Genomic DNA, 18,001 nt, shown 5'->3' with positions numbered 1-18,001 from the left:
CCCCTCGCCCGGGTTGCGCCGGCTGAACGCCGGCAATGCGGCTCAGCCCGCGAGCCGTTCCGTTCAGCGATATCGCTCAGGGTCTGGCGAATCCGTCGGGTTCGCAATCACCCGCCGGAAGGCCGCGCTCATCGGCAGCTTGAGGTTCAGGCCCGACGGCGGCAGGGGCGACTCGAACCAGCGGCGGTAGATGGCGTGGATTTCGCCGCTGCGGTACAGGCCCGTCAGCACCTCGTCCACCAGCGCCTTGAACTGCGGGTCGCCTCGCTTCAGGCCGATGGCGTAGGGCTCCACGGTCAGCGCCTGGTCGGAGATGCGGTAGTCATCCGCCCCCGGGCCTTGCTGCGCCAGCAAGCTGCGCAGCAACACGTCGTCCATCAGGAAGGCTGAAGCCCGGCCGCTCTTGAGCATCTGGAAGCCCTCCGGGTCGTCCAAGCCACCCAGGATGCGAATGCCCAGGCCCTGCTGCTCGTTCACCTTGGCCAGGTGCTGGATGCTGGTGGTGCCGATGGTGGAGGCCACCGGCAGCCCGCGCAGGTCAAACAGGCCCCGCACCCGCTCGCCGCCCCGCGTCATGAGCCGGGTCTCGGCCACGAAGATGGTCAACGAGAAGGCTTGGCTGCGCGCCCGCTCGGCGGTGTGGGTGGTGATGCCGCATTCCAGGTCCAGCGTGCCGTTGATGACCAGCGGCATGCGCGTGGCCGAGGCCACCTCCACGCGGCGCACCTCCAAATCGGGCAACTGCAGTTTCTGGCGCACGGCACCCACGATGCGGTCGCACAACTCCACCGTGTAGCCGGTGGGGCGCAACTGGGCATCCAGGTAAGAAAACGGCAGCGACGCCGGCCGGTAACCGATGACGATCACGCCGGTGTCGCGCACCCGGGTGAGCGTCGGGCCATCGGCCGCATGCGCCGCCGACAAGCCCAGCGCGCACACCCACGCGGCCAGCCTAACTGCGAGTCGAGGCGTCATCGTCCAGCTGGCGCAGAAAGGCCAGTTTCTCGGCAATCTTGGTTTCCATGCCACGGGGCACGGGGGCATACCAGCCCTGCCCTTCCAGCCCATCGGGCAGGTACTGCTCGCCGGCCGCGTAGGCATGCGGCTCGTCATGCGCGTAGCGGTAGGCGTGGCCGTAGCCCAGCTCTTTCATCAGCTTGGTGGGCGCGTTGCGCAGGTGCACCGGCACCGGGCGCGACACATCCTGCTTGATGAAGGCCCGGACCTCGTTGAAGGCCTTGTAGACGGCGTTGGACTTGGGCGCGATGGCCAGGTAGACCACAGCCTCGGCCAGCGCGAGCTCCCCCTCGGGCGAGCCCAGGCGCTCGTAGGCCTCGGCCGCGTCCAGCGTGATGCGCAGGGCGCGGGGGTCGGCCAGGCCGATGTCTTCACTGGCCATGCGGATGAGACGGCGGGCGATGTAGCGCGCGTCCACACCGCCGTCGAGCATGCGGGCGAACCAATACAAAGCGCCGTCTGGATGGCTGCCCCGCACCGACTTGTGCAGGGCAGAGATCACGTCATAGAACTGGTCGCCGCCCTTGTCGTAACGGCGCAGTTGCTCGCCCAGCGCGCGCTCCAGCAAGGCCTCGTCGATTTGCACGCCTTGGGCTAGCGAGGCGGCGGTGTCGAACGCATTCAGCAGCCGGCGGGCGTCGCCGTCGGCGTAGCCAATGAGGCGCTGGGCCGCATCGGGCGTGGGGGCGGGCACGCCAAGCTCGGCGGCGCCGCGGGCGATGAGCTGCCCCAATTCTTCGGCGTCCAGGCTCTTGAGCACCTGCACGGTGGCGCGCGACAACAGCGCCGAGTTCACCTCGAAGCTCGGGTTCTCGGTGGTGGCCCCGATGAAAGTGAACAGCCCCGCCTCCACGTGCGGCAGGAAGGCGTCTTGCTGCGACTTGTTGAAGCGGTGCACTTCATCCACGAACACGACCGTGCGGCGCCCTTGCGCTGCAGCCACCTGGGCCCGCTCCACGGCCTCGCGGATCTCCTTCACGCCGCCCAGCACCGCCGAGATGGCGATGAACTGCGCCTCAAACGCCCCCGCCATCAGCCGCGCCAGTGTCGTCTTGCCCACGCCGGGGGGACCCCACAGGATCATGCTGTGCAGCCGGCCGGCGTCGAACGCCACGCGCAGCGGCATGCCGGGGCCGAGCAGGTGGCGCTGGCCGATGACGTCATCCAGCGTCTTGGGCCGCAGGCGCTCGGCCAGCGGAATGCCCGCCAGCGGCGCAGCCGGCGCCTGGGCAGCGTCGGGGACGGGCTCGTCGTCGAACAGCGTGCCGCTCACTGCTCGATCAGGTCGGCACCCGCCGGCAGCTTGAACTGGAAGCGCTCGGCCGACACAGGCACGTTGGTTTGCACGCCGCTGAAGTCCAGGCGCGATCGCTGGCCGAAGCCATCGACGATTTCCATCACCGCCAATTCCTTGCCCTTGAAGGCCAGGCGCAGGCTCTGCACCGTGGATTCCGCCTGCTTGGGCGTGGCCTGCACCCACTCCAGCCCAGCCTCGGCAGGCTGCGCCTTCAGCGTGAAGTCCCGCTCGATCTGGCTGCCCGCGAGCAAAGCCGCCGGCGTGGCACCGAGTGCATCGCCCAGCTTGCGCGAGCTGGCTTGGTTCAGATCCGCGTCAAAGATCCAGACCTTGTGGCCGTCCGCCACGATCACCTGCTCGAAGGGCTTGGTGTACGCGAAGCGGAACTGGTTGGGGCGCTGGAACTCGAAACTGCCCGAGGACAGTTTCTTGCGCTTGCCGTCCGGCGACGTCACGGTCTGCGTGAAGCTGGCCTTGCCGCTCTTCACGTCGCGCGAGAACTCTCGCAGGGCATCCACCGCGTCCGCATGGGCCAGGCCGGCCGTGGCCAGCAGGCCGGTCAACAACAGAGCTTTCATGCCATTCATGGGTTTTGCTTCACTCGTCCCGCTTGGGCACGATCAGTTCACGGCTGCCATTGGCGGCCAGAGCGCCCACGAGGCCTGACTTTTCCATCTGCTCGAGCAACCGCGCCGCGCGGTTGTAGCCGATGCGCAGGTGCCGCTGCACCAGCGAAATCGACGCCTTGCGGTGCTGCAGCACGATGGCCACGGCCTGGTCGTACATCGGGTCGGCCTCACCGGCGGACTCGCCCGGTGCCGGGGCCTCGCCGCCCATGTCGTCGAGCACGCCGCCCTCCAGAATGCCCTCGATGTAATTGGGCTCGCCCTGGGACTTGATGTACTCCACCACACGGTGCACTTCGTCATCGCTGACGAAGGCGCCGTGCACGCGGATCGGCAAACCGGTGCCGGAGGGCATGTAGAGCATGTCGCCCATGCCCAGCAACGCTTCGGCGCCCATCTGGTCGAGGATGGTGCGGCTGTCGATCTTGGAGCTGACCTGGAAGGACAAGCGCGTGGGGATGTTGGCCTTGATCAGGCCGGTGATCACGTCCACCGACGGGCGCTGCGTGGCCAGCACGAGGTGGATGCCAGCAGCCCGGGCCTTCTGGGCAAGACGTGCGATCAGTTCTTCGATCTTCTTGCCCACGACCATCATAAGGTCGGCCAACTCGTCGATGACGACGACGATGAACGGCAGGCGTTCCAGCGGCTCGGGCTCTTCGGGCGTGAGGCTGAACGGGTTGGGGATGCTCTGGCCGTTGGCCTTGGCTTCGTCGATCTTCTTGTTGTAGCCCGCCAGGTTGCGCACGCCCATCTTGGACATGAGCTTGTAGCGCCGCTCCATCTCGCCCACGCACCAGTTCAGCGCGTTGCCAGCCTGCTTCATGTCGGTCACGACTGGCGCCAGCAGGTGCGGGATGCCCTCGTAGACGCTCATTTCCAGCATCTTCGGGTCGATGAGGATCAGCCGCACATCGCGCGCCTCGGCCTTGTAGAGCAGGCTCAGGATCATGGCGTTGATGCCGACCGACTTGCCCGAACCGGTGGTGCCGGCCACCAGGCAGTGCGGCATCTTGGCCAGGTCGGCCACCACCGGCGCACCGACGATGTCTTTGCCCAAGCCCATGGTGAGCTGCGACGCCGCGTCCGCATAGACCTGCGAGCCGAGGATTTCGGACAGCCGGATGGTCTGGCGCCGCGCATTCGGCAGCTCCAGCGCCATGTAGTTCTTGCCAGGAATGGTTTCCACCACGCGAATCGACACCAGGCTCAAGGAACGCGCGAGGTCCTTGGCGAGGTTGACCACTTGCGAGCCTTTCACGCCCGTGGCGGGTTCGATTTCGTAACGGGTGATGACCGGCCCCGGCTGGGCGGCCACCACATGCACTTCGACGCCGAAGTCGCGCAACTTCTTCTCGATCAGACGGCTGGTCATTTCCAGCGACTCGGGCGTCACGGTCTCCTGCCGGCCCGGCGCCGCGTCGAGCAGGTCCACCTGGGGCAGCTTGGCGTCACCGGCATCGACGAAGAGCGTCTGCTGACGTTCCTTGGCCACGCGGGTGGACTGCGGCACCTCGACCACGGGCGTTTCGATCACCAGGGGTGCGTGCTCGGCTTCGACTTGGCGCTCGATTTGGCGCTCGACCTCTACCTCTTGCTCGCGCTCCTTCACTGCCTGCTCGCCCGCCTTTTGGTCGGCCCGCAGTTCGCGGCGCTCCAGGCGCTGCTCGCGTAGCTGCTCCAGGCGCTCGCCAATGCGCTCGGCCACGGCGCCCCACGAGAAGCGGAAAGCCCACGACAGGCCCGTCAGCAGCAGAACGATCCAGACCACGCCGGAGCCCGCGAACCCCAGCAGCTTCATGCCCCACGGCCCCAGCGAATACCCCAGCAAGCCACCAGCATGCCCGGGCAGACGCGCTTCCAAGGCGTAGAGGCGACTCCATTCCAGCGCGCAGCTGGCGCCAATCAGTAGGGCGACACCCGCCCACCAGCGCAGGCGCTGGGTCCACTGCACGGGGTCTGCTACGTCATGCCGCAACAAGCCCGCCAGCCCGCGCAGCCAGGCGCGCAGGGCCAGCAGCGGCCACCACCAGGCGGAGAAACCGAACAGGAACAGCAGCCCGTCGGACAACCAGGCCCCCAGGCTGCCCACACGGTTGCCCACCAACTCGCGCTGACCGCTGTTGCTGAACGCGGCGTCTCGCAGGTCGTGCGTGGCCATCGCCAGCACGAACAGCGCGAGCACCAAGGCCGTCAAGGCCAACCAAAGGGGGGTGCGCAGCAGCCGCGCCGCAGGCGACGGCACCGGCGCGGCTTCACGCCGGGCTGTGGGGCGACGCGGCGTTTTGGCAGGCGCACCGGCATCGCCGGGGCCGCCCTCGCCGCCCAAAAGGGAACCCAAGGGAAAACTCATACCGCCATTGTGGCCCGCACGGCCAGGCGCTGGCGTGGGACACGGCGCCGCGACCTCACGGCCGCGGCCCGGCTTCAGTCATGCGTCAGGCGTTCCTTGATGACGACCGAACCGTTCTCCAGCGTCTCGATGACGCCGCGCTCTTCCAGATCCTTCATCACGCGGCTGACCATTTCGCGCGACGCACCCACCACCTTGGCCATGTCCTGACGGGACACCTTGCCGCGAATGATCTTGATGCCCTTTTCGTCTTCAGCCATGTCCAGCAGGGTGCGGGCCACGCGGCCGTACACGTCGAGCAGTGCCAGCGATTCGATCTGGCGGTCGGCGTTGCGCAGCCGCGCCACCAAGCCGCGCAAGATGCCGTAGGCCAGGCTGCTGCTTTCAGGCAGGCAGCGCGCAAATTCCATGCGGCCCAGCACCAGCATGTCGGTCTGCACTTCAGCCCGCACGCTGGCGGAGTGCGGCTCGTTGTCGATCAGGCTCATTTCGCCCACGTAATCGCCCGACTGCAGCACGGCCAGGATGACCTCGCGGCCCCGTTGGTCGGCCGTCAGCACGCGCGCACGGCCGTTAAGCAGGATGAACAGCGCGTTGGACTTGGTGCCCTGCTCCACGATCAGTTCGCCGCGCTTGAAGCGGCGCTTGACGACGCTGTCAGCGATGGACTGGGCCTGATCGGTGGTCAGCATGGAAAACAGCGGAACCCGGCGGATCAGGTCCAGGTTGGAAATCATCGCCATATGCAATCTCCAGGTTTGCAAGACGGCCCGACGACCGCAAAGCCGCCTGCCTAGAATGGCGTGCATTTTGCACATCTGACAGCGCTTGCTTCCATGCTTGAGCTTGGGGTTTTCACCTCGGCAGCGCTTGCAAGCGCCCCAGTCGCCACCACCTGCCCGCCATGACTGCAACGACCCAACACCACGGCCTGCTCATCCTCGGCTCCGGCCCGGCTGGTTACACCGCCGCCATTTACGCCGCGCGCGCCAACCTCAAGCCCACGCTGATCACGGGCATGGCCCAGGGCGGCCAGCTCATGACCACCACCGAAGTCGACAACTGGCCGGCCGACGTCATGGGCGTGCAAGGCCCCGAGTTGATGCAGCGCTTCCAGCAACACGCCGAGCGCTTCCAGACGCAATTGGTGTACGACCACATCAACAGCGTCGATTTCTCCAAGCGCCCCTTCACGCTCACCGGCGACAGCGCCACCTACACCTGCGACGCGCTGATCATCGCGACCGGCGCCTCGGCCAAATACCTGGGGCTGGAGTCCGAGCAGGCCTTGATGGGCCGCGGCGTGAGCGGCTGCGCCACCTGCGACGGCTTCTTCTACCGCGGCCAAGAGGTGTGCGTGGTGGGCGGCGGCAACACGGCCGTGGAAGAGGCGCTGTACCTGTCCAACATCGCCAGCACCGTGCACCTGATCCATCGCCGCGACAAGTTCCGCGCCGAGCCCATCCTGGTCGACAAGCTGATGGAGAAAGTCGCCGCCGGCAAGATGAAGCTGCACCTGTTCCAGCAACTCGACGAGGTGCTGGGCGACGCCTCCGGCGTGACAGGCGTGCGCACGGTCAACGTTCAGGACGGCAGCAAGGCCGACATCGCCGTGCACGGCTGCTTCATCGCCATCGGCCACCAGCCCAACACCGACATCTTCAAGGGCCAGTTGGAGATGAAGGACGGCTACATCGTCACCCGCAGCGGCCTGAACGGCTTCGCCACCATGACCAGCGTGCCGGGCATCTTCGCTGCCGGCGACGTGCAGGACCATGTCTACCGCCAAGCCATCACCAGCGCCGGCACCGGCTGCATGGCGGCACTGGATGCCCAGCGATTCCTGGAGCAAGAGCAGGGCTGACGGCTCGAGCCAGCCGCGACTGGCCAATGCCGGGGTTTTCCGCTATACTCGCGGGCTTGCCTGCCGGATGGATCGCGTTCGGAACCTAGGTTTCGGATTTAGCAGGCATTTGCGGTCAAAGGGTCGCTTCGCATCGTGCGGAGTGACTGGTCAAAGAAGTCAAACCGGAGAAGCGTCATGGCACGCGTCTGTCAAGTCACGGGCAAGAAGCCCATGGTCGGGAACAATGTTTCCCACGCCAACAACAAAACCAAGCGTCGGTTCCTGCCGAACCTGCAATACCGCCGTTTCTTTGTGGAATCGGAAAACCGCTGGGTTCGCCTGCGCATCTCGAACGCCGCTCTGCGTTTGATCGACAAGGTCGGCATCGACCAAGTCGTCGCCGATCTGCGCGCCAAGGGCGAGCTCTGATCGCCGCTCACTGACCTACTGAAGGAATACGACCATGGCATCCAAAGGCGGCCGCGAAAAGATCAAGCTGGAGTCCACCGCGGGCACTGGCCACTTCTACACGACCAACAAGAACAAGAAGACCACGCCCGAAAAGCTGGAATTCATGAAGTTTGATCCGAAGGCACGCAAGCACGTGCTGTACAAGGAAATCAAGCTGAAGTGATGTTCGATCGACCTGGCACGCGCCGGTCGCTCACATCAAAAACCCGCCAAGCGGCAACGCTGGCGGGTTTTTTCTTCTCCAGCCGCTCCCGGGGCGGCGCCACTGAACGGCCCGATCAGCGCCCCAACGTCGCCACCGCAGGCGCCAACTCGCGCTGGAACCAGCGATCCAGCATCCGATTCTCGTACGCCAGCGGCTCACTCCCGACAAACGGATTGAATCCGTCTTGGTAGTTCATGTCGCGCAGCCGAACCTCGGCCTGCTGCACCACCTCCCCGCCCAGACGCACCGTGTACTTGAAGGTCACGGCCGGCGAGGTGATGGGGCGCATCACCCGCAACCACTGCCCGCGATGCCCAATCGGCTCCACATCACCCGCCAGGTCGACATCGATGACCTCGACTGCCACATCCCTGCCGGGAAGATATTTTTCAAACCCCGCAACCAGAAACCGCTCCAGCGACGGCAACACCGCCAAGTCGCGGAACCCCTGGTTGTCCTTGATGTCCACAAACCGCTCAGGCTGCACAAAGCTCACCTTCACGCCCGCCATCGCATCCCCCGACACCGAGAGCAGCGACGCAGCCACCACAGCCGACAAGGTGAAATACCGCATGTCAAACCTCACAAGCCAGTGAACGAACAGAGCCAAGTCTAGGCGCGGCGCAAGAAAAAAGGGCGCCCGCTTGGGCGCCCTTTACATCCGGAAAACGCAGGCCTCAGGCGTGCGCGGCGCGCAGACGCATGGAGAAGGCCTGCAGCTCGGCGATGCCGCTTTCTTCAGCGCGACGGCACCAGGCCTGCAGATCAGCCACCAGCTGCTCAGCCGAGACATTGGTACGCGTCCACAGCTGACGCAGCTCTTCGCGCATCACCACCAGCTTGTCGATGACCGGGCTCGCCGCACGGGCACCGGCCAAGTCGCCACGCACATCCGCCGGGATGCGATCCACGTCCCGGTGCAGCCAACGCTTGGCTTGCTTGAATTGGGCGAACCGCTCGCTGTGCTTGCCACCTTCGGCCTTGATCTTGGCCAGCTCTGCGGCGCAAGCGGCCTTGAGGTCGCGGGCGTAGCTGGCCATCACTTCGTAGCGGTTGGCAATCAGCGCCTCCAGCGTGCGGGCGTCAGCCGGCTTCACTTCGCCCAAGCTCAGCTTCGGAGCGGTCTTGCGCACCTTGGCCCAGCCCAGCGTCTCCAGGATGCGGATGTACATCCAGCCGATGTCGAACTCGTACGGCTTCACCGAGAACTTGGCCGAGGTCGGGTAGGTGTGGTGGTTGTTGTGCAGTTCTTCGCCGCCGATGATCAGCGTCCACGGCGTCAGGTTGGTCGAAGCATCGGGCGCCTCGAAATTGCGGTAGCCCCAGTAGTGGCCGATGCCGTTCACCACGCCGGCCGCCCAGACGGGAATCCACGCCATCTGAATCGCCCAAATCGTGGCACCCAGCGCACCGAACAGGGTCATGTTGATAATCAGCATCAGCACGATGCCTTGCCAGCTGCGCTTGGTGTACAGGTTGCGCTCGATCCAGTCATCGGGCACGCCACGGCTGTACTTCTCCATGGTTTCCATGTTCTTGGCTTCGGCGCGATACAACTCAGCACCTTCGGCCAGCACCTTCTTCAGGCCGCGAGTTTGCGGGCTGTGGGGATCTTCCTCGGTCTCGCACTTGGCGTGGTGCTTGCGGTGGATGGCCACCCACTCTTTGGTGACCATGCCCGTAGTCAGCCACAACCAGAAACGGAAAAAGTGCGACGGGATCGGCCCGAGATCCAGCGCGCGGTGTGCCTGAGCGCGATGCAGGAAGATCGTGACAGAAGCGATCGTGATGTGGGTCACAACCAGCGTGTAGACCACCAGCTGCCAAATGCTGAAATCAGCCAGGCCGTGTTCCAGCCAGTTCAGCAAAGCGTTGAAGATTTCGTTCATGGGATCCTGGCCTCGGCCACCGCGGTCATGCAAAGAGTTCTTGATTGTAAGGCGGCCTCCCTATTTTCAAGGGGTCGCCTGCACCGCATTCGGGCGCCGGCGTGCGAACCGGCGCGTTTCTTGACTCAGGTCAAGCCGCCCGCTCCCAGGCCACCGCGAAGAACCCGTCCATGCCGTGCCGGTGCGGCCAGATGCGCAGCGCCCCCGATTCCGTCAGCTCGCCGGCCCGCTCCACCTGAACCTTGCCCAGGGCTTCGTCGGCCGGGAGACGCTTGAACTCCGGGTGCGCCGACTCGAATTCAGTCGCGATCTGCTCGTTTTCAGCATCCAACAGGCTGCAAGTGGCGTACACCAGTCGCCCGCCCGCCTTCACCATGCGCGCCGCGCTGGCCAGGATGGCGCGCTGCTTGGCTTGCAACTCCTCCACCGCCTGCGGCGTCTGGCGCCACTTCAGGTCAGGATTGCGGCGCAAAGTGCCCAAACCCGAGCACGGCGCATCCACCAGCACGCGGTCGATCTTGCCCGCCAGGCGCTTCACGCGGTCGTCGCGCTCGTGGGCGATCTGCGCCGGGTAGACGTTGGACAAGCCGCTGCGCGCCAGCCGGGGCTTGAGCGCGTCCAGCCGATGGCCGGACACATCGAATGCATACAACCGCCCGGTGTTGCGCATCGCCGCACCCAGCGCCAGCGTCTTGCCGCCGGCCCCAGCGCAAAAGTCCACCACCATCTCGCCCCGCTTGGGCGCGAGCAGCAAAGCCAGCAACTGGCTGCCTTCGTCCTGCACCTCCACCCCGCCGCCGGTGAACAGCGGCAGCTTGTGCAGCGCCGGCTTGCCCTGCACGCGCAGGCCCAGCGGCGAGTACGGTGTCGGCTCAGCGTCGATGCCCGCGGCCTTCAACTCCGCCAGCGCTTCTTCACGCTTGAGCTTGAGCGTGTTCACGCGCAGATCCAACGGCGCGGCCTCATTCAGCGCGGCCGCCAGAGGCCAAAACTCCTCCTCGCCCACGCGCTCGCGCAGCGGCTCGGCCAGCCAGTCCGGCAAGTTGTGGCGCAGCCGTGGCGGCAGGCTGTCGGCGGCAATCGCCTGCACCTGCTCCAGCCAGATCTTTTCCCCGGCCGTGAGCGCGGCGCGCAGGAAGCTGTCGTTGCCCCGCCAGGCCAGGATGGCCAGCCGACGCGGCACCGGCCCCGTGCCGCTTTGGGCCAGGTGCTGGAATTTGGTGCGCTCGCGCAGCAAGGCGTACACCGTCTCCGCCAGGCAGCCGCGTTCGCGCTGGCCCAGGTTTTTGCGTTGACGGAAGAAGGCCGAAACAGTCGCGTCGGCCGGCGCGTCGAGCTTGTTCACGGCGCCGATCAGCTCGGCGCACAGCTCCAACAGGGCATTAGGATGCATGGCCCATTATCCCAAGGCCCGCTGCGCATGAATTTGTGGACCCAACTGCACATGCGCCGCCGGCTCACCGGGGCCTTGCTGGCGGGGGCCGCACTGGCGGCCTTCTGGCCCGGCCCCCTGGCCTGGCAGACGCGGTTGCTGGTGGGTTGGAACGGCTTCCTGTGGATCTACCTGCCGCTGGTGGTGTGGATGATGCTGGGCCGCAGTGGCGCCACCGACGTGCAAAAACGCGCCCGTGCGCTGGCCGACGGCATTCCCGTCGTGCTGCTTCTGGCGGTGCTGGGCGCGCTGGCCAGCCTCGCGGCCATCACGCTGGAACTGCAACAGGCTCGCCAGAACCACGACGCCACGGCCGCCGTGCTGCTGGCGCTGACCACGGTGGCGGGCTCCTGGCTGCTGCTGCCGGTGGAGTTCGGCATCGCCTACGCCAGCGTTTACCACCGCGAGGGCGGGGGCGACCACGGGCTGGAGTTCCCCGGAGACGATGGCGAGCCGGGCTACGCCGACTTTCTGTACTTCTCGATCACGGTGGCCGCCACGTCCCAGACCTCCGACGTCGCCGTCAGCTCCAAGCCGATGCGCCGCTTGGTGCTGTTGCAGGCCCTGCTGGCGTTCGTGTTCAACACGGGCGTGCTCGCCCTGTCGATCAACATCCTCGCCGGCTTGATCAGCTGAGGGTCAGGCCAGGAAGAGGCTCTGCGCCATGCCGTCGCGGTGATGCACGCGGTCACCGTCCCACACCAAGGCATCCTCCAGGAACCAACGCACCGACTGCGGGTAAATCTGGTGCTCAGCCGCCAGCACCCGGGCCGACAGGCTCTTGGCGTCGTCGCCCGCGCGCACCGGCACCGCCGCCTGCATCACGATGGCGCCGTGGTCCAGTTCGGCCGTCACGAAGTGCACCGTCACCCCGGCAATCTTGCAGCCCATCTCCAGCGCGCGCTCGTGCGTGTGCAAGCCGGTGAATGCCGGCAGCAGCGACGGGTGAATGTTCAGCATGCGCCGCGCGTAGTGGGCGGTGAAGCCCGGCGTCAGGATGCGCATGAAGCCGGCCAGCACCACCAGATCCGGCGCGTAGCCGTCGATGACGCGGGCCAGTTCAGCGTCGAACGCCTCGCGGCTGGAGTAGGCCTTGTGATCCACCACGGCCGTGGCGATGCCGTGCTGCGCGGCGAACTGCAAACCACCCGCGTCGGGCCGGTTGCTGATCACGGCGGCCACTTCCGCCGACCATCCTTGCGCCGCACAGGCCTTGACGATCGCCTCCATGTTGGAGCCGCGTCCCGAGATCAGAATCACCAGTCGCTTCATGGCCGTCAGTGTAGGCGCCGGCCTGCGGCGAACCCCTGCCCTTCGGCAGGGCTGGGGGCTTGACCGACAATCCGCGCCCCATGTCGACGACACCCGCCACCGCCCGCCCGCGCGTTCTCTCGGGCATGCGCCCCACCGGCGCCCTGCACCTCGGCCACTTCCACGGCGCCCTGAAGAACTGGGTGCGCCTGCAAGACACGCACGAAGGCTTCTTCTTCGTGGCCGACTGGCATGCCTTGACCACCCAGCGCCCCAGCGGCGAGACGCTGTCGCATCACGTGTACGAGATGGTCACCGACTGGCTGGCCGCGGGCATCGACCCCGAGCGATGCACGCTCTTCCTGCAAAGCCGCATGCCCGAGCACGCCGAACTGTTCACGCTGCTGGCGATGTGCACGCCCTCGAGCTGGCTGGCCCGCATGCCCAGCTACAAGGATCAAGTGGCGGCTGACCCCGAGCTGGCCACCTACGGCTTCCTGGGCTACCCCCTGCTGCAGGCCGCGGACATCCTGCTCTACAAGCCGGCCGGCGTGCCCGTGGGCGAAGACCAGGCCGCCCACGTGGAAGTGACGCGCGAAGTGGGCCGGCGGTTCAACCGCCTGTACGCCGAGGCCGCGCCGGTGTTTGTCGAGCCGCAAGCCCTGCTCACCGAAACCGCTCGCGTGCCGGGGCTGGACGGGCAGAAGATGAGCAAGAGCCTGGACAACGCCATCGCCATGCGCGATGAACCAGAGGTCACGGCCACCAAGATCCGCACCATGCCCACCGACCCGCAGCGCGTGCGCCGCACCGACGCCGGCGACCCGGCCCGCTGCCCCGTCTGGCCGTTGCACCAGATCTACACCGACCCGGCCACCCGCGCCGCGTGCGAAACCGGCTGCCGCACGGCCAGCATCGGCTGCCTGGACTGCAAGCAGCCGCTCATCGAGGCCATTCAGCGGGAACAGGCCCCGTGGCGCGAGCGCGCTGCCGCGCTGGACCTGCAGCAGGTGAAATGGACGCTGGAAGTGGGCACCGAGCGTGCCCGCGCAGTGGCCCGCAAGACGCTGCGCGAAGTGCGCGCCGCGATGGGGTTGGTGGCTTGAGCGTTTCTCTGCACGTCACCGACCTGGAGGCCGCCATCAACTGGTGGCGCGAGCGTGCGCCCTCGCCGGACGGCGTGCACGCCGCTCCCGAGGTCGGCGCCCTGGCGGAGGTGTATGCCCTGATGTCCTGGCACGGCGCCACGGAATGGGAGGCCAGCGCGTTGGCCCCCGCCGCGCTGCAGGCTTGGCTGGAGTGGTACGCCACCACCCCTGATTCGCCCTGCATCGCCATCTGCTCCACCGCACAAGGTGACCCGCAGTGCAAAGGCTGCGGGCGCAGCTTCGACGAAGTGCAGCACTGGCTGGCGCTGGACCCTTTCGAGAAGCGTGCCGTCTGGCACCGCATCACCCAAGAAGGCACAGCGTGGCGCTTCAACCGCTACGCCGAACGCGGTGAAGGCACCCGCGCTGCGTCCAGCGCCCCGGACGCCCCCGCCCCATGACCCGAATTCGCTTCGCAGACAGCGTGCGCCGCCTGGTGCCGCTGGCCTGGCCGGTGCTGGTGGGGCAGATCGCGGTCATGATGTTCAGCACCATCGACACCCTGATGATGGGCCGCGTCGGGCCGGCAGACCTGGCCGGGCTGGCTGTGGGCTCGGCGGCCTACGTCACGATCTTTGTGGGACTGATGGGCGTGGTGCTGGCCGTGGGCCCGATTGCCGGGCGGCAGTTCGGCGCGCAAGACCTGCCGGGCGCCGGCCGCAGCTTTGTGCAGGCGCAGTGGCTGGCGCTGCTGTTGTGCGTGCCTGGCTGCCTGGCGCTGTGGTTCCCGGACCCGTTCACGGCGCTGGCGCAGCTGGATGCCGCGCAGGCCGACAAGGTCCGGGCCTACACCCGGCCCGAAGCGTTCGCCCTGCCGGCCGCCCTGCTCTTCACGGCGTTCCGGGGCTTCTCCACGGCTGTGAGCCGCCCCAAAGCCGTGATGGCCATGCAGTTGGCCGGGCTCACGGCCAAGGTGCCGCTGAATGCGGTGCTGGTGTTTGGCTGGGGACCGGTGCCGGCGCTGGGCGTGGCGGGGTGCGGCTGGGCCACGGCGCTGGCCATGATCAGCCAGGCCGCGGCCGCGGCGGTCTTGCTTCGCCGCGATCCGTTCTACCGCCCGTTCCAGATTCCCCACCTGTGGCACACGCGCCCCCAGTGGCCCGACCTGCTTGCGCTGGTGCGGCTGGGCCTGCCGATGGGCGGCTCCATCCTGGTGGAAGTGACGGGCTTCACCTTCATGGCCTTCTTCGTCGCACGGCTGGGGGCCACGCCGGTGGCCGGGCATCAGATCGCCGTGAACCTGGTGGCCATGATGTTCATGATCGCGCTGGCCCTGGCCACCGCCGCCGGCACGCTGGTGGCCCAGCATCTGGGGGCAGGCGACAAGCCGGCCGCCCGAACCGTGGGGCGGCATGCCATGGCCCTGGCAGCGCTCACGGCGGCCACGGTGGGCGCGCTGGTCGCCTGGGGCCGCGAGCCCATCGTGGGGCTGTACACGCGGGATGCCACCACCGCGGCGGCGGCCCTGCCACTGCTGGTGTGGGTGTGGTTTTTCCACCTGGGCGACGCCCTGCAGACCGTGGCGGCCTACGTGCTGCGCGCCTACCAGGTGGCCACGCTGCCCATGGTGATCTACGTCGTGGCGCTGTGGGGCCTGGGCATTGGCGGGGGCTACCTGCTCGCCTTCGGCCCGCAAGCGGCCGGCGCGGTGGGGTTCTGGCAAGCGGCCACGGCGGGCCTGGTGACGGCCGCGCTGCTGCTCAGCCTGCTGCTGCGCCGCGTGTTCAACGAGAACCGCTGACGCCGGGCGTCCCGGCGGGCGCCGCCGGCAGGAACAGCACGAACCGGCTGCCACCGCCCTCACGCGGCAGACAGCGCACGCTGCCGCCGTGGCGCTCGGCAATCTGCTTGACCAGGCTGAGCCCCAAGCCCACGCCGCCCGCCATTTCGGCGTGGCCGGGCAGGCGGTAGAACGGTTCGAAGATGCGCTCGCGCAGCTCCGCCGGCACGCCGGGGCCGCGGTCGGCCACCACGTATTCATAGCCGCCCGCCACCGGCTTGAGCGCCAGTTCCACCTCCGGCCCACCGTAGCGGCGCGCGTTGTCCAACAGGTTGCGCAGGGCGCGGCGCAACAGCCGCTCTTGTCCTTGCACCGGCGCCGTCTCGGTTTCCGGCTCAAAACCGGCCTCGGCGCGGGCGGCTTCTTCCGCCCCCAGCGCCAGCAACTCCACGGCATGGGTGTCCCCCACCGCCGTACCCGCCTCCAGGCGGCTGGCCAACAGCACCTCTTCCACCAGCGCGTCCAGCTCGCCGATGTTCACGTCGATCTCACGCGCCAGCTTGGCCCGCTGCGCCGGCGCCGCGTCGTCCAGCATGGCGAACGCCATCTTCAGGCGCGCCAGCGGCGAACGCAGCTCGTGGCTGGCGTTGGCCAGCAAGGTTTGGTGCGACTTGAGCAGCGTCTGGATGCGGTCGGCCGCCTGATTGAAGCTGGCCGCCAGGGCCGCCACTTCGTCGCGCCCGCTGTCTTGCACACGGTGTCCCAACTCACCCGCGCCGAACTGTTCCACGCCCCGCTTGAGCGCTTCCAGCCGCCGGGTCAGGCGCCGCACCACCGGGTAGGCGCCCGCAGCCACGCCCACGAACAACAGCACCAACACCACGGCCAGGGTCGACACCCCCGGTGCGCCCGGCGTCACCGGCCGGTGCAACCAGGGGCCGGCCCACGGACCATCATCGGGTTTGCCACCGCGGCCTGGGCCCGCACCCGGCGTGGCGCCCGGCAGCGCACCCGGCCCGGAGGCCGCACCCGGGTTGTTGGGCGGGCGCACGCCGCGCACCATCTCCAGGCTGCGGCCGTCCCCCAGGTTGGCGCTGACCACGATGGCGCCCGGGTCGTCCACACGGCGCTCGAACAGCGGTGTGGCCGTGATGCGGCGGCCGTCCGCGTCTTCCAGGGCCAGCGGCATGCGCAAGCGCACGCCCCAGTCCATGAACGCAGCCGCCTGCTCACTGCGCGGCGCACTGGCCGGCGGCAACGCGAGCTTGAGCAAGGCCGCCATCGCGTTCAAGCGATCACCGGCCGCCGCCTCCACATTCACCCGCTCCTGCTCGATGTGGCGCTGAAATAGCCAAGCCGAGCCAAAGGCAAACGCCAGCAGCAACGCCACCAGCGTCAGGTAGATGCGAAGGTAGAGCGACTTCACGCGGCGTCCGCGTCAGCGTCTTGCTTACGCGCGAACACGTAGCCGGCGCCACGCACGGTCAGCACGCGGCGCGGGCTCTTGGGGTCGTCTTCGATGACTGCCCGGATGCGCGAGATGTGCACATCGATGGAACGGTCGAACGCCTCCAGCGGGTGGCCCTTGAGCGCGTCCATGATCTGGTCACGGCTGAGCACGCGGCCCGGGCTTTGCGCCAGCACCACCAGCAAGTCGAACTGGTGGCTGGTGAGGTCGCAAATCTTGCCGTCCAGGCGGGCCACGCGCGCGGCCAAGTCGATCTCCAGGCGGCCGAAGCGAAGCACCTCGTCGCCGTCAAGCTTGGGCTCCAGCCGGCGCAGCAGCGCCTTGACGCGGGCTTGCAGTTCGCGCGGCTCGAAAGGCTTGGCGAGGTAGTCGTCGGCGCCCAGTTCCAACCCCAGGATGCGATCCATGGGCTCGCCGCGGGCCGACAGCATCAGCACCGGCTGGTGGCGCCAGCGCGGGTCGCCCCGCAGCCAGCGGCAGAAGTCCAGCCCATCGCCGTCCGGCAGCATCAGGTCCAGCACCAGCAATTCGAACCGGCTCTGGGCCAGCGCCTCGCGCGCCTGGGCCAGCGTGCCTGCGGTGCTGACATCGAAGCCAGCCCCCCGCAGGTAGTCGCCCACCATGCCGGTCAGGCGGGCATCGTCATCGATCAGCAGCAGTCGGGCACTCATCACCGGAGCCAAGGAAAGAGGGAGAGGCCGGCGCGCCATGGCGCCGGTGGAACGAGGCTCAAGCATCGCAGAACTCCTCGCCGGCGTTGATCAACCCGGCTGACGGGCCGCCATGCGGGCCTGGCGCTTTTTCATGATCTCGCTGACTTTGGCGCGCTGCTCGGGCGTCAACACGCGGGCGGCGTCGATGCTGGCTTGGCTCATGCGCTTGGAAGCGACTTCATGCTGGGCCGACATCTGCACGCGCAGCGCTTCGATCGCCGCAGCGTCGATGTTGGCAGCGGTGTAGAGCGCGGCCATTTGCTGGTGCAGCTTCATGCCGGCATCGCGCTGGCTGGCGAGGTCCTGGCGGGCCGCCTTGAAGATGGCTTCGATTTGGCTGCGCTGGGAGTCGGTGGCGTTCACCGCGTCCAGCAGGTGGTCCATGTGGCCGCCGAACAGGCCGCCGGGGGCCATCATGCCGGGGCCACCGCGATGGCCGCCGGGGCCCGGTTGGGCCTGGGTCACCGTGGCGCCCAAGGCCAGGGCCACCGACACCGCTGCGGCAGCAGCAGCGTGGAAGAAATTCGAGGTGCGGGTCGTTGTCATCTCGGGGCTCCAAAAGTAC

The 18,001-nt window shown here is 67.6% G+C and carries 19 protein-coding genes; 7 read left to right on the top strand and 12 right to left on the bottom strand.

All coding sequences use genetic code 11. The annotated features are described in order from the left end of the window. Nucleotides 1–63 precede the first annotated feature (63 nt). The 5 genes from ACG01O_RS07890 to ACG01O_RS07870 form a co-directional block, all read right to left on the bottom strand. On the bottom strand, nt 64–975 hold the full coding sequence (locus ACG01O_RS07890) for an amino acid ABC transporter substrate-binding protein (protein ID WP_394383279.1): 912 nt from the start codon (nt 973–975) through the stop codon (nt 64–66). Continuing rightward, entirely contained in the window at nt 953–2,290 is a 1,338-nt protein-coding gene (locus ACG01O_RS07885; RefSeq protein ID WP_394383277.1) for a replication-associated recombination protein A, read from the bottom strand. The genes ACG01O_RS07890 and ACG01O_RS07885 overlap by 23 nt, the downstream gene beginning before the upstream one ends. Then, complete coding sequence (gene lolA, locus ACG01O_RS07880) at nt 2,287–2,892, bottom strand: outer membrane lipoprotein periplasmic chaperone LolA (protein WP_394383275.1); 606 nt, start codon at nt 2,890–2,892, stop codon at nt 2,287–2,289. Before lolA ends, ACG01O_RS07885 begins: the two co-directional genes overlap by 4 nt. A 19-nt stretch (nt 2,893–2,911) precedes the next feature. Beyond that, nucleotides 2,912–5,293, bottom strand: a complete 2,382-nt coding sequence (locus ACG01O_RS07875; RefSeq protein ID WP_394383273.1) for a DNA translocase FtsK — start codon at nt 5,291–5,293, stop codon at nt 2,912–2,914. A 74-nt stretch (nt 5,294–5,367) separates the two neighbouring features. Continuing rightward, nucleotides 5,368–6,036, bottom strand: coding sequence for a Crp/Fnr family transcriptional regulator (locus ACG01O_RS07870; RefSeq protein WP_394383272.1), 669 nt, complete (start codon nt 6,034–6,036; stop codon nt 5,368–5,370). A gap of 161 nt (nt 6,037–6,197) precedes the next feature. On the opposite strand from ACG01O_RS07870, the gene trxB reads away from it, so the two are divergent. The 3 genes from trxB to rpmG all read left to right on the top strand — a co-directional run bounded on the left by trxB (nt 6,198) and on the right by rpmG (nt 7,773). Next, nucleotides 6,198–7,157: a thioredoxin-disulfide reductase gene (trxB, locus tag ACG01O_RS07865; RefSeq protein WP_394383270.1), complete on the top strand. Its 960-nt coding sequence runs from the start codon at nt 6,198–6,200 to the stop codon at nt 7,155–7,157. 177 nt (nt 7,158–7,334) lie between these two features. Then, the gene (rpmB, locus tag ACG01O_RS07860; protein ID WP_268153841.1) at nt 7,335–7,568 is read left to right on the top strand and encodes a 50S ribosomal protein L28; all 234 of its coding nucleotides are present in this window, start codon (nt 7,335–7,337) and stop codon (nt 7,566–7,568) included. Between the two features lie 34 nt (nt 7,569–7,602). After that, nucleotides 7,603–7,773, top strand: a complete 171-nt coding sequence (rpmG, locus tag ACG01O_RS07855; RefSeq protein ID WP_025564431.1) for a 50S ribosomal protein L33 — start codon at nt 7,603–7,605, stop codon at nt 7,771–7,773. Between the two features lie 115 nt (nt 7,774–7,888). On the opposite strand, the gene ACG01O_RS07850 is transcribed toward rpmG, so the two are convergent. The 3 genes from ACG01O_RS07850 to ACG01O_RS07840 all read right to left on the bottom strand — a co-directional run bounded on the left by ACG01O_RS07850 (nt 7,889) and on the right by ACG01O_RS07840 (nt 11,097). Further along, nucleotides 7,889–8,389 (bottom strand): DUF3016 domain-containing protein, encoded by a 501-nt coding sequence (locus ACG01O_RS07850; RefSeq protein WP_394383267.1) that lies wholly within the window; start codon nt 8,387–8,389, stop codon nt 7,889–7,891. Between the two features lie 103 nt (nt 8,390–8,492). After that, nucleotides 8,493–9,704: a DesA family fatty acid desaturase gene (locus tag ACG01O_RS07845; protein WP_394383266.1), complete on the bottom strand. Its 1,212-nt coding sequence runs from the start codon at nt 9,702–9,704 to the stop codon at nt 8,493–8,495. A 130-nt stretch (nt 9,705–9,834) separates the two neighbouring features. Beyond that, nucleotides 9,835–11,097 carry an RsmB/NOP family class I SAM-dependent RNA methyltransferase gene (locus tag ACG01O_RS07840; protein ID WP_394383264.1) on the bottom strand — a complete coding sequence of 421 codons (1,263 nt, stop codon included), beginning with the start codon at nt 11,095–11,097 and terminating at the stop codon, nt 9,835–9,837. A gap of 27 nt (nt 11,098–11,124) precedes the next feature. Between ACG01O_RS07840 and ACG01O_RS07835 the strand changes: the two genes are divergently transcribed. Further along, nucleotides 11,125–11,772 carry a DUF1345 domain-containing protein gene (locus tag ACG01O_RS07835; RefSeq protein WP_394383262.1) on the top strand — a complete coding sequence of 216 codons (648 nt, stop codon included), beginning with the start codon at nt 11,125–11,127 and terminating at the stop codon, nt 11,770–11,772. A 3-nt stretch (nt 11,773–11,775) separates the two neighbouring features. Here ACG01O_RS07835 and purN read toward each other — a convergent pair whose 3' ends face one another. Next, nucleotides 11,776–12,408: a phosphoribosylglycinamide formyltransferase gene (gene purN, locus ACG01O_RS07830; RefSeq protein WP_394383260.1), complete on the bottom strand. Its 633-nt coding sequence runs from the start codon at nt 12,406–12,408 to the stop codon at nt 11,776–11,778. Between the two features lie 80 nt (nt 12,409–12,488). On the opposite strand from purN, the gene trpS reads away from it, so the two are divergent. The 3 genes from trpS to ACG01O_RS07815 are packed head-to-tail and all read left to right on the top strand — an operon-like array spanning nt 12,489 to nt 15,276. Continuing rightward, complete coding sequence (gene trpS / locus ACG01O_RS07825; protein WP_394383258.1) at nt 12,489–13,493, top strand: tryptophan--tRNA ligase; 1,005 nt, start codon at nt 12,489–12,491, stop codon at nt 13,491–13,493. Beyond that, on the top strand, nt 13,490–13,936 hold the full coding sequence (locus ACG01O_RS07820; RefSeq protein ID WP_394383256.1) for a DUF3717 domain-containing protein: 447 nt from the start codon (nt 13,490–13,492) through the stop codon (nt 13,934–13,936). Before trpS ends, ACG01O_RS07820 begins: the two co-directional genes overlap by 4 nt. Continuing rightward, nucleotides 13,933–15,276: an MATE family efflux transporter gene (locus tag ACG01O_RS07815; RefSeq protein WP_394383254.1), complete on the top strand. Its 1,344-nt coding sequence runs from the start codon at nt 13,933–13,935 to the stop codon at nt 15,274–15,276. Before ACG01O_RS07820 ends, ACG01O_RS07815 begins: the two co-directional genes overlap by 4 nt. Here ACG01O_RS07815 and ACG01O_RS07810 read toward each other — a convergent pair. The 3 genes from ACG01O_RS07810 to ACG01O_RS07800 all read right to left on the bottom strand — a co-directional run bounded on the left by ACG01O_RS07810 (nt 15,260) and on the right by ACG01O_RS07800 (nt 17,982). Then, nucleotides 15,260–16,681, bottom strand: coding sequence for a HAMP domain-containing sensor histidine kinase (locus ACG01O_RS07810; RefSeq protein ID WP_394383252.1), 1,422 nt, complete (start codon nt 16,679–16,681; stop codon nt 15,260–15,262). The two genes, ACG01O_RS07815 and ACG01O_RS07810, sit on opposite strands and share 17 nt — an antisense overlap. After that, nucleotides 16,678–17,394 carry a response regulator gene (locus ACG01O_RS07805; protein WP_394383250.1) on the bottom strand — a complete coding sequence of 239 codons (717 nt, stop codon included), beginning with the start codon at nt 17,392–17,394 and terminating at the stop codon, nt 16,678–16,680. Before ACG01O_RS07805 ends, ACG01O_RS07810 begins: the two co-directional genes overlap by 4 nt. 90 nt (nt 17,395–17,484) lie before the next feature. Next, on the bottom strand, nt 17,485–17,982 hold the full coding sequence (locus ACG01O_RS07800; protein WP_394383248.1) for a Spy/CpxP family protein refolding chaperone: 498 nt from the start codon (nt 17,980–17,982) through the stop codon (nt 17,485–17,487). Nucleotides 17,983–18,001: the final 19 nt, after the last annotated feature.

It is taken from the genome of Pelomonas baiyunensis (genome assembly GCF_043555935.1).
GTDB classification, from domain to species: Bacteria; Pseudomonadota; Gammaproteobacteria; order Burkholderiales; family Burkholderiaceae_C; genus Pelomonas; species Pelomonas baiyunensis.
Note: the sequence above shows the minus strand (reverse complement) of the source record. Positions and strands in the feature narration are given on the sequence as shown.